Below are 11788 nucleotides of genomic sequence, written 5' to 3'. Positions count from 1 at the left end.
GAGTCGCAATCGTGTCTGGCTAGGATGAACCGGTGATTGACCCACAGCTGCTGCGCGACGATCCCGATGTCATCAAGGCCTCACAGGCTGCGCGCGGCGCCTCCGTCGACGTCGTCGACAAGGCGGTCGCCGCGGACGCCGCCAGGCGGAGCGCGATCTCTTCGTTCGAGGCCCTGCGTGCCGAGCAGAACGCCTTCGGCAAGACCGTCGCGAAGGCGCCCAAAGACGAGAAGGCCGCGCTCGTGCAGCAGGCCCAGGCGCTCGCCGCCGGCGTGAAGGAAGCACAGGCCGCCGTCACCGCCGCCGAGGAGACGTTCAACCGCGTCGTCCGGTCGATCCCGAACGTCGTGCTGCCCGGCGTGCCCGCCGGTGGCGAGGACGACTTCGTCACGATCAAGACCGTCGGCACCAAGCCCTCGTTCGACTTCGCACCGCGCGACCACGCCGACCTCGGCGAGCTCCTCGACATCATTGACATCCCCCGCGGCGTCAAGGTGTCCGGCTCGCGCTTCTACTTCCTCAAGGGCCTCGGCGCCCGCCTCGAGATCGCGCTGATGTCACTCGGGCTCGACCGAGCGATCCAGCACGGCTTCACGCCCCTCATCACGCCGACGCTTGTGCGTCCCGAGACCATGGCCGGCACCGGGTTCCTCGGCGAGCACGCGGCCGAGGTGTACCGGCTCGAGGCCGACGACCTGTACCTGACCGGCACCAGCGAGGTCGCCCTCGCGGGGTACCACGCGGACGAGATCCTCGCGTTCGACGCCGAGGACCCGGCCCTCCGCTACGCCGGCTGGTCGACCTGCTACCGGCGCGAGGCCGGCTCGGCGGGCAAGGACAACCGCGGCATCCTCCGCGTGCACCAGTTCAACAAGCTCGAGATGTTCTCCTACGTCCACCCGGACCAGGCGGACGCCGAGCACGCAAAGCTCATGGCGTACCAGGAATCGATGCTGCAGGACCTCGGGCTGCACTACCGCGTGATCGAGACCGCAGCCGGTGACCTCGGCACGTCGGCCGCGCGGAAGTACGACCTCGAGGCGTGGGTCCCGACGCAGGGCACCTTCCGCGAGCTCACCTCGACCTCGAACTGCACCACGTTCCAGGCCCGTCGCCTCGACATCCGCTACCGCACCGACTCGGGCAAGACCGCGCCGGTCGCCACGCTCAACGGCACGCTCGCCACCACCCGCTGGCTCGTCGCGATCCTCGAGACGCACCAGCAGGCCGACGGCTCGGTCGTGGTTCCCGAGGTCCTCCGGCCGTTCCTCGGCGGCGTCGAGGTGATCGAACCCCGATGAACGACGCCCACGGCACGGCCGCGACCCGCGTGAAGCGCTGGCTCGTCGCCCTCGACATCGACGGCACCGTGATGCGCGAGGACGGTGTCGTGACGTCCACCACCGTCGAGGCGATCAAGTCCGCCGCCGCTGCCGGGCACGAGGTCATGCTCTCCACCGGTCGCAGCGAGGGCATGACCGTTCCCGTGCTGCAGACGCTCGGCATCGAACCGGAGTACCTCGTGTGCGCGAACGGCGCGGTGACCCTTCGTCGCTCGGACGCCCCGCACGCGATCAACGGCTACGTGCGGGTGCACGTCGAGACCTTCGACCCGACCGACGTCCTGCAGACGATCCGCGGTGCGCTGTCGAACGCGGCGTACGGGGTGGAGTCCCCCGACGGGCGCTACCTGCTCTCCGGTGAGTTCCCCGACGACGCCATGACGAAGCACGGGTCCCACGTCGACTTCTCGCAGCTGCTCGGCGTGCAGGCCACCCGTGTCGTGGTCATCTCGCCGGAGCACGGGCTCGAGGAGTTCCTGGCGATCGTCGACCGGATGGGGCTGCACAAGGTCTCGTACAACGTCGGGTGGACGGCGTGGCTCGACATCGCACCAGAAGGCGTGACGAAGGCGACGGCGATGGAGCGCGTGCGTGAGTGGTTCGACATCCCGCGCTCACGGGTCTTCGCCGCGGGGGACGGACGCAACGACATCGACATGCTGCGGTGGGCATCCACCTCTGGCCGCGGCGTCGCCATGGGACAGGCCCCGGAGGACGTGGTCGACGCTGCGAGCGAGATCACCGGCGGCGTGACGGACGACGGGCTCGCCGCGGCCCTGGACACCCTGCCCCGCTGACAGCCCCGCTCGTCGCCTGAGCGACCACGAACAACGCCGAAGGGCACCGCATCTGCGGTGCCCTTCGGCGTTGCTGCGTCACCACGCCGCATCTCGGATGATATGTGAATGTTGCATGTTCACCTTCGTATTGATATATTTCAATACGAGAGTCTTCGGGCCGTGTCACGGCGCCACCTCTCGAACCCCGAATCGATCAGAGAGGTCCCATGTCGTCCCCGTCGCCCAAATCCCAACTCATGCGCCGTCGCCCGGTCGTGCGTGTCGTGCTCGTCGTCGTGTCGCTCATCGCGGCGTGGCACATCTTCGCCCAGCTGCTCTGGATCGCCCCGTACTCGGCGTCCATGCGCTCGATCGTCCCGGGCAACTTCCTGACCAGCTGGCAGATCCCGTTCTTCGGGCAGAGCTGGTCCGTCTTCGCTCCTGATCCCATCAACGGCAACTACCACTTCTACGTCCGGGCGGTCGAGACCGTCGACGGCAAGCAGCAGAACAGCGAATGGATCGACGCCACCGAGGCTGAGCTCAAGCTCTCCCGCCACAACCTGCTTCCCCCGCGTGCCGCTGGCCTCGCCAACGAACAGGCCAGCAAGTACCGCGACGCCTACAACAAGCTCAACGAGAAGCAGCAGGAAGTCGTCCAGGCGAACTACTACACCGGTGCCGACTGGAAGACCCGGTTCGAGACCGCCCTGTACCGGGCATCAGGCAACGACGCGACGGCCAGGACGAACGCCGGATCGTTCATCACCCAGCACGCCTACACGAGCGCGTACGCCACCCAGGTCGCCAAGACCATGTGGGGCGAGGACGTCACGACCATCCGCTTCGCCATCTCCCGCCAGAACGCGGTGCCCTTCGACCAGCGGAACAACCCTGACGCGAAGGAAGAACCGGAGCAGTGGTCCCCGACAGGCTGGCGCGGCGCCTTCCTGATGCCCGGGCAGTCCCACGAGGACTTCGCCGACACCTTCAAGAAGCTCGCAGAGGAGAAGTGACCATGGGCAACATCATCACCACCGAGGCCACCCGCCTCGGCCGCATGCTCAAGGACCTCGCGTGCGCGGGTCGCGCCGGAGCCGCGACGCTCGCCAGCCGAGGCGCCACCTTCTCCGAGGACTGGCTCCTCGGCAAGAAGCGGGCCCTGTACGGCCTCGCCGTCTTCCGCATCCTGATCGGCGTGATGGGGATGGGCATCCTCGCCGCGAACTGGTCGACCCGCCTCTACGCGTACGGCGCCGGCTCCGCGTGGACCGGTCAGCACCTCTACCCGGGCAGCGACTTCGAGAAGATCTGGCTGTTCAAGTGGTTCAACTTCGTCGGCCCCGACAACGTCGGCTTCACGCTGAGCTACATCGGCCTGTTCGTCATCGCCTTCCTGGTGGCGATCGGGTGGCGCACGAAGTTCGTCCTGCCGGTGTACCTGATCTTCTACGTGTCGTTCATCGAGATGAACGACCTGCTGAGCGACCAGAGCGACAACCTCCTGCGCATGGTCATGATCTACATGCTCTTCGCGGACACCTCGGCCCGACTCTCGCTCGACGCTCGCCGCCACGCGAAGTCGCACGACGCCCTGCGCCGTTTCGACCGCCGCAGCCGCATGGTCCGCCCCTACAGTGCGATGTTCCACAACCTGGCGATCGTCGTCACCACCATGCACGTCGGCTTCGTCTACATGTCCGGCGCGCTCTACAAGGCACAGGGCGGAACCTGGGGCGCTGGCACCGCGGTCTACGGCCCGCTCATGGTCGACCGGTTCTCCACCTGGCCGGAGATCGCCAAGCTCGTCACCACCTGGGGCCCCATGGTCGCCGCGTTCTCGTGGGGCACGATCATCCTGCAGATGATGTTCCTGCCGATGCTGCTCAACCGCATCACCCGCATCATCGTCCTGATCGGCATCATGTCGTTCCACGTCGGCATCGGCGTCCTGATGGGCCTGCCGTTCTTCTCCATGGCGATGATCGCCGTCGACGCGATCTTCGTCCGCGACCACACCTGGCGCGCCATGGGCCGCGGCCTCAAGCGAGCTTGGGTGAACGCGGCGCGGCGCTCGCCCGGGGTCACCCTGGCGGAGCGGCGCACGACGGCGGCCACCGTCGCAGCCACCCCGGTGGACGACGCGTGGTCCGGTGCGGCTCCCGTCTCGCCGGTGGTCGCCACTGACGACCTGGAGGCCGGGGTCGCCCCCGTCGCGACCGCGACGGACATCGACGTGGTCACCACGGCTCCGGAGCCGGCCACCCTGTGGACGCGACGCCCTGCCGAGAGCGCGAGCCGTGCCTCCAGTCCGGACGACGCGGAAGCGGACGCGACCGACCGTCGCGACGACTCCGTGGTGGTCTGAGCGTGCGGGCCGTCGTCGTCGGCAGCGGGCCCAACGGGCTCGCCGGCGCGATCCGGCTGGCGCAGGCCGGCGCGAGCGTCACCGTGCTCGAGTCGCACTGGCGGGTCGGGGGAGCGGTCGGTTCCGCGGAACTGACCGCCCCCGGTCTGGTCCACGACCTCGGAGCGTCGTTCATGCCGCTCGCCGCCGCATCGCCGTTCCTCCGTTCCCTCGAGCTCGAGCGGTACGGCGTGCACTGGGACGAGGCGCCCGCCGCGCTCGCCCACCCGCTCGACGACGGCAGCGCCGGCCTGCTGTACCGCGACATCGCGGCGACGGCCGAGGGCATGGGCGTCGACGGGTCCACCTGGCGCAACCTCTTCGAGCCCTTCGCCGAGCGGTTCGACGACCTGACCGCCGATGCCCTGCAGCCCCTGGCGCGCATGCCGCGGCACGCGGCACTGATGGCGCGGTTCGGGGCACTGGCCGCGCAGCCTGCGCTGCGGCTCGCCGGCTCCTTCCGTGAGGAACGGCACCGCGCGCTGTTCGCCGGCATCGCCGCGCACGCGTTCGGACGGCTCGACACGACGTTCTCCTCCGCCATCGGTGTGATGCTCGCATCCGCCGGGCACGCGGTCGGCTGGCCGGTCGTCCGGAGTGGTGCGCAGGTGCTGGCCGACGCCCTGGTCGCGGAGCTCGAGTCGCTCGGCGGGCACGTCGAGACCGGCCGCACCGTCACGGACATCCGCGAGCTCGGGGACGCCGAGGTCGTGCTCCTCGACGTGGCACCGAGCGCCGCCGTCGAGATCCTGCACCACCGGATCCCCGAGCGCTCCCGCCGGGCGTTCACCGAGTACGCGCACGGTCCCGCCGCCTACAAGGTGGACTTCGCGATCGACGGCGACATCCCGTGGACCGCAGCCGAGTGCCAGGAAGCCGGCGTCGTGCACCTCGGCGGCACCGCGGACGAGGTCGCTGCTGCAGAGGCCCAGGTCGTCGGTGGCAAGTCCTCGCGGGCGCCGTTCACCCTGGTCGGCCAGCAGTGGAAGGCCGATCCGACGCGGTCCGCGGGCGGACTCAACCCCGTCTGGGCGTACGCCCACGTGCCGTACGGGTCCACCGTCGCCGCGGAGAACCGGATCACCAGCCAGATCGAGCGGTTCGCGCCCGGCTTCCGGGAGCGCATCGTGTCCACCCGCGTCACCAGTGCGATGGGGTTGGCGGCGGCGAACTCGAACTTCGTCGGGGGTGACATCAACACCGGCGCGAACACCTTCCGGCAGCTGATCGCCCGGCCGACGTTCGGCCCGAACCCCTACCGGACGGGCGTGCCCGGCGTGTACCTCTGCTCCGCTGCCACCCCGCCGGGGCCTGGGGTGCACGGCATGAGCGGTGTCAACGCGGCGAACCGGGCACTCAACGCCGCATGAACGACTTCCGGCCCGGGTGCCATCGCCCGGGCCGGGCTCGACCGGAGCATCCCCCATGTGCGCCGGCCGGGGACCCCTGCACGTGATGAGCGTGTGCAGGGATCAACCAGGAGCTGCCGGCAACGGTGCTCCACTACAGAAAGAAACCAATCACATGAGCAAGCACAAGCGCTCTTCCACACGCAAGATCGTCGCAGCGTCGACGATCGGTGCGCTCGCGGCATCCGGTGCCGCGTTCGGCGTCGTGACCTCTGCCAGCGCCGACGCGGATGTCGAGGTTCGTTCGACTCAAGCGGCTCCGGCGGCGAGCACCACTCTTTCTGGCCCCCTGGTCCTGAGAGCCGGCAGTGGGTCGTCTCAGCCCTTCTACCGAATCACGGGTGCGCTTGGCGCGGGAGGCAGCCATCTGGCGGGGGGAATGGCGGGCTTCGATTCTGTGGAGGCCGCGTACAAGGCAGATCTCCCCACCTTCACGATTCCCAGCCCCGGCAACACTGGTGTCATCAAGGACAATGCATCTGGCCTGTGCATCAACGTCTACAACCAGCCGAACCGTCCAGTAAACGGCTTCAACCTGATCTCCAGCAGGATGGGTAGTTGTGGCGTGCGTGAGAACGGATTCGACAACAAGTTCGCGAACGTCAACGGCGCAATTCGTATCGAGAAGCAGCAAGCGGCATACACCTCTGGTGCCGTTGGCCAGGCGTGGATGGTGGTTGGCGGGACGCCTGCTAGGTACTGGGGTGCAAGGCCCGAACCGGCTCCCATCGAGGAGGCTCCCCGGACGAATGCGAATGCTGCGGCGTCGGCTGCGGCTTCGGCGCGTGCTGATGGGAACAACAATCCGGCGGCGGTTGCTGCTGCGCAGGCGGCTGCGAATGATGATGCGACGTCGGTTGCTGATGCTGCGTCGGACATTACCGGGAAGTCGGCGGCGAAGGCTGCGGGTAATCAGGTGACGACTGCGGCGGCGGATGCGGCGCAGAATGTGTCGTCGGATCCTGCTGCTGCTGGTTCGGTGGCCGCGAAGGGTGCGGCTCTGGCGGACAACAGTTCGAAGTCGAATGGTGCTGGGTCGGTTGCGGCGAATGCGTCGCCGAACTCGGCGTCGAAGGGTGCTGCCATCGGCAACTCTTCGAAGGATGCTTCGGTGGAGGCGAACGGGAACCGGAACGCCGCTGCTTCGGCGTCGGCGTCGGCGGATGCCGATGGGAACAATAACCCGGCGGCGGTCGCTGCGGCGCAGGCGGCTGCGAACGCTGATGGGACGTCTGCGGCGTCGGCTGCTGCGGACATTTCGGCGAGGGCTGCTGCGCAGATCGCGGGTAACCAGTTGACGACGGCGTCGTCGAACGTGACGCAGAACGCGGACACGGATCCGGGGAGCTCGTCGAAGGCTGCGGCGCGGGCGGCGGCGAAGGCCGACAACTCGACGAAGGCGAACGGTGCCGGGTCGATCGTTGGGACGGCGAACCCGGCGGCTGCGTCGCAGGGTGCGTCGATCGCGTCGTCGTCCTCGGATGCTTCGTCCGAGGCTGCTGGTGATGTCGACGGTAGCGAAGACGGCACTCCGGAGGGTACGAACGAGGGCACGCCGGAGGGTACGAACGAGGGCACGCCGGAGGGTACGAACGAGGGCACGCCGGAGGGTAACGAAGACGGCACGCCGGATTCGAACGTTGACGGCACGCCTGATGGCACCCCGGAAGGCAACGTCGATGGCACGCCGGACAGCAACGTCGATGGCACCCCGGAGGGTAACGAAGACGGCACGCCGGATTCGAACGTTGACGGCACGCCTGATGGCACCCCGGAGGGTAACGAAGACGGCACGCCGGATTCGAACGTTGACGGCACGCCTGATGGCACCCCGGAGGGTACGGACGACGGCACGCCGGACAGCAATGTCGATGGCACGCCGGATTCGAACGTTGACGGCACGCCTGATGGCACCCCGGAGGGTACGGACGACGGCACGCCGGACAGCGATGTCGATGGCACGCCGGACTCGAACGTTGATGGCACGCCGGATTCGAACGTTGACGGGACGCCTGATGGCACCCCGGAAGGTACGGACGACGGCACGCCGGACAGCAATGTCGATGGCACGCCGGACTCGAACGTTGACGGCACGCCTGATGGCACCCCGGAAGGCAACGAAGACGGCACCCCGGAGGGTACGGACGACGGCACGCCGGACAGCAATGTCGATGGCACGCCGGACAGCAATGTCGATGGCACGCCGGACTCGAACGTTGACGGGACGCCTGATGGCACCCCGGAAGGTACGGACGACGGCACGCCGGACAGCAATGTCGATGGCACGCCGGACTCGAACGTTGACGGCACGCCTGATGGCACCCCGGAAGGCAACGAAGACGGCACCCCGGAGGGTACGGACGACGGCACGCCGGACAGCAATGTCGATGGCACGCCGGACAGCAATGTCGATGGCACGCCGGACTCGAACGTTGACGGGACGCCGGATGGCAACCCTGAGGGCTCGAACGAGGGCACCCCGGAGGGCACTGACGAGGGCACGCCGGAGGGGACCGTTGACGGGACTCCGGATGGCAACCCTGAGGGCTCGAACGAGGGCACCCCGGAGGGCAACGTCGATGGCACGCCGGACTCGAACGTTGACGGGACGCCGGATGGCAACCCTGAGGGCTCGAACGAGGGCACCCCGGAGGGCACTGACGAGGGCACGCCGGAGGGGACCGTTGACGGGACTCCGGATGGCAACCCTGAGGGCTCGAACGAGGGCACCCCGGAGGGCAACGTCGATGGCACGCCGGACAGCAATGTCGATGGCACGCCGGACTCGAACGTTGACGGGACGCCGGATGGCAACCCTGAGGGCTCGAACGAGGGCACCCCGGAGGGCACTGACGAGGGCACGCCGGAGGGGACCGTTGACGGGACTCCGGATGGCAACCCTGAGGGCTCGAACGAGGGCACCCCGGAGGGCAACGTCGATGGCACGCCGGACAGCAATGTCGATGGCACGCCGGACTCGAACGTTGACGGGACGCCGGATGGCAACCCTGAGGGCTCGAACGAGGGCACCCCGGAGGGCACTGACGAGGGCACGCCGGAGGGGACCGTTGACGGGACTCCGGATGGCAACCCTGAGGGCTCGAACGAGGGCACCCCGGAGGGCAACGTCGATGGCACGCCGGACAGCAATGTCGATGGCACGCCGGACTCGAACGTTGACGGGACGCCGGATGGCAACCCTGAGGGCTCGAACGAGGGCACCCCGGAGGGCACTGACGAGGGCACGCCGGAGGGGACCGTTGACGGGACTCCGGATGGCAACCCTGAGGGCTCGAACGAGGGCACCCCGGAGGGCAACGTCGATGGCACGCCGGACAGCAATGTCGATGGCACGCCGGACAGCAATGTCGATGGCACGCCGGACTCGAACGTTGACGGGACGCCGGATGGCACCCCGGAGGGCAACGTCGATGGCACCCCGGAGGGCAACGTGGACGGCACGCCGGACAGCAATGTCGATGGCACGCCGGACAGCAACGTGGACGGCACGCCGGAGGGCAATGTCGATGGCACGCCGGAGGGGACCGTTGACGGGACCCCTGAGGGTGGTGTTGACGGTGATCCGGGTGCGAATGTGAACGCGGGTGCGTCGGTGTCGGCGTCGGCTGATGCTGATGGGGACAACAACCCGGCTGCGAAGGCGGCGTCGGAGGCGGCTGCGAACAATGACGGCACGTCGGCGGCGTCGGCTGCTGCGGACATCTCGGCGAAGGCTGCTGCGCAGGTGGCTGGGAACCAGAAGACGACGGCGTCGGCGAATGCGTCCAAGGACGCCAAGACGAAGACGAATGCGTCGTCGAAGGTTGCGGCGAAGGCTGCTGCTGAGGCGGACAACTCCTCCAACACCAATGGTGGGGCCTCGGTCGAGGCATCGTCCAAGACGCAGGCGTCGTCGAAGTCCGCAGCGATCGCGGATGCGTCCAAGGACGCGTCCCAGGACGCTGCTGGTGACGTGACCGGTGATCCGGGTGCGAATGTGAACGCGGGTGCGTCGGTGTCGGCGTCGGCGGATGCTGATGGGGACAACAACCCGGCTGCGAAGGCGGCGTCGGAGGCGGCTGCGAACAACGACGGTACGTCGGCGGCGTCGGCTGCTGCGGACATCTCGGCGAAGGCGGCCGCGCAGGTGGCTGGGAACCAGAAGACGACTGCGTCGGCGGATGCGTCCAAGGACGCGGACTCGACTCCGAATGCGTCGTCGAAGGTCGCGGCGAAGGCTGCTGCTGAGGCGGACAACTCCTCCAACACCAATGGTGGGGCGTCGGTCGAGGCGTCGTCCAAGACGCAGGCGTCGTCGAAGTCTGCTGCGATCGCGGACGCGTCCAAGGACGCATCCCAGGACGCTGCTGGTGACGTGACCGGTGATCCGGGTGCGAACGTGAGTGCTGGTGCGTCGGTGTCGGCGTCGGCGGATGCTGATGGGGACAACAACCCGGCTGCGAAGGCGGCGTCGGAGGCGGCTGCGAACAACGACGGTACGTCGGCGGCGTCGGCTGCTGCGGACATCTCGGCGAAGGCTGCTGCGCAGATCGCTGGTAACCAGAAGACGACGGCGTCGGCGGATGCGTCCAAGGACGCGGACTCGACTCCGAATGCGTCGTCGAAGGTCGCGGCGAAGGCTGCTGCTGAGGCGGACAACTCCTCCAACACCAATGGTGGGGCGTCGGTTGCGGCGTCGTCCAAGACGCAGGCGTCCTCGAAGTCTGCTGCGATCGCGGACGCGTCCAAGGACGCATCCCAGGACGCTGCTGGTGACGTGACCGGTGATCCGGGTGCGAACGTGAGTGCTGGTGCGTCGGTGTCGGCGTCGGCTGATGCTGATGGGGACAACAACCCGGCTGCGAAGGCGGCGTCGGAGGCGGCTGCGAACAATGACGGCACGTCGGCGGCGTCGGCTGCTGCGGACATCTCGGCGAAGGCTGCTGCGCAGGTGGCTGGGAACCAGAAGACGACGGCGTCGGCGAATGCGTCCAAGGACGCCAAGTCGAAGGCGAATGCGTCGTCGAAGGTTGCGGCGAAGGCTGCTGCTGAGGCGGACAACTCCTCCAACACCAATGGTGGGGCCTCGGTCGAGGCATCGTCCAAGACGCAGGCGTCGTCGAAGTCCGCTGCGATCGCGGATGCGTCCAAGGACGCGTCCCAGGATGCTGGCGCGAACGTCAACGTGAACGGCACGCCGAACTCGTCGGCGTCGTCGAACCCCGGGGCGAACGGTTCGCCGAACTCCAGCGCGAACCCGAACACGAACGCGTCGGCGTCGGCGGGTGCGTCGGTCGATGCGGACGGGAACAACAACCCGGCTGCGAAGGCGGCTGCGGTGGCGGCTGCGAACAACGACGCCACCTCGCAGGCGTCGGCTGCGACGGATGTGACGGCGAAGGCTGCTGCGAAGACCGCGGGCAACATGGTCACGACCGCCTCGGCGAACGCGACCCAGAACGTGGCTGCGGACAAGAACGCGTCGGCGAGTGTCGCGGCGAAGGCGGCGGCGAACGCGGACAACTCGTCCTCGACCCGTGCGCAGGCGTCGGCTGCGAAGAACGGCAACGCGAGTGCGGCTGCGTCCTCGGCGGCGACGGCGGATTCGTCCTCGAACGCGTCGGGCGCGGCTGCTGGTAACGCGGACGGGCAGAAGGGCGAGCTCGCGTTCACGGGCTCGGACGTCCTCCCGGTCGTGGCACCGCTCGCGGGCCTGCTGGTCCTGCTCGGCGGCGCGGTGCTCTTCATCGCCAAGCGCCGCAAGGCCACCGACAAGGCCACCGATAAGGCCTGACCCCAGGTGGGGAGTCCGCGCACTGCGGGCTCCCCACTGCCATGCCCTGGTGGGGA

The 11788-nt window shown here is 68.4% G+C and carries 6 protein-coding genes; all 6 read left to right on the top strand.

Annotated features, from left to right (window positions below; translation table 11 throughout):
* Window positions 1-32 precede the first annotated feature (32 nt).
* On the top strand, window positions 33-1301 hold the full coding sequence (serS, locus tag AAEP80_RS17460; protein WP_420365304.1) for a serine--tRNA ligase: 1269 nt from the start codon (window positions 33-35) through the stop codon (window positions 1299-1301).
* On the top strand, window positions 1298-2140 hold the full coding sequence (locus AAEP80_RS17455; protein WP_420365303.1) for an HAD family hydrolase: 843 nt from the start codon (window positions 1298-1300) through the stop codon (window positions 2138-2140). Before serS ends, AAEP80_RS17455 begins: the two co-directional genes overlap by 4 nt.
* 239 nt (window positions 2141-2379) lie before the next feature.
* Window positions 2380-3138: a DUF5819 family protein gene (locus AAEP80_RS17450; protein WP_420365302.1), complete on the top strand. Its 759-nt coding sequence runs from the start codon at window positions 2380-2382 to the stop codon at window positions 3136-3138.
* A gap of 2 nt (window positions 3139-3140) precedes the next feature.
* Entirely contained in the window at window positions 3141-4490 is a 1350-nt protein-coding gene (locus tag AAEP80_RS17445) for an HTTM domain-containing protein (RefSeq protein ID WP_420365301.1), read from the top strand.
* A gap of 2 nt (window positions 4491-4492) precedes the next feature.
* Complete coding sequence (locus AAEP80_RS17440; protein ID WP_420365300.1) at window positions 4493-5899, top strand: phytoene desaturase family protein; 1407 nt, start codon at window positions 4493-4495, stop codon at window positions 5897-5899.
* 154 nt (window positions 5900-6053) lie between these two features.
* Entirely contained in the window at window positions 6054-11732 is a 5679-nt protein-coding gene (locus tag AAEP80_RS17435; protein WP_420365299.1) for a beta strand repeat-containing protein, read from the top strand.
* Window positions 11733-11788: the final 56 nt, after the last annotated feature.

The sequence above is a fragment of the Curtobacterium sp. L3-7 genome, from assembly GCF_048756585.1.
Taxonomy (GTDB): domain Bacteria; phylum Actinomycetota; class Actinomycetes; order Actinomycetales; family Microbacteriaceae; genus Curtobacterium.
The sequence above is the reverse complement of the archived record's forward strand: the minus strand, read 5'-3'. Positions and strand labels throughout refer to the sequence as shown.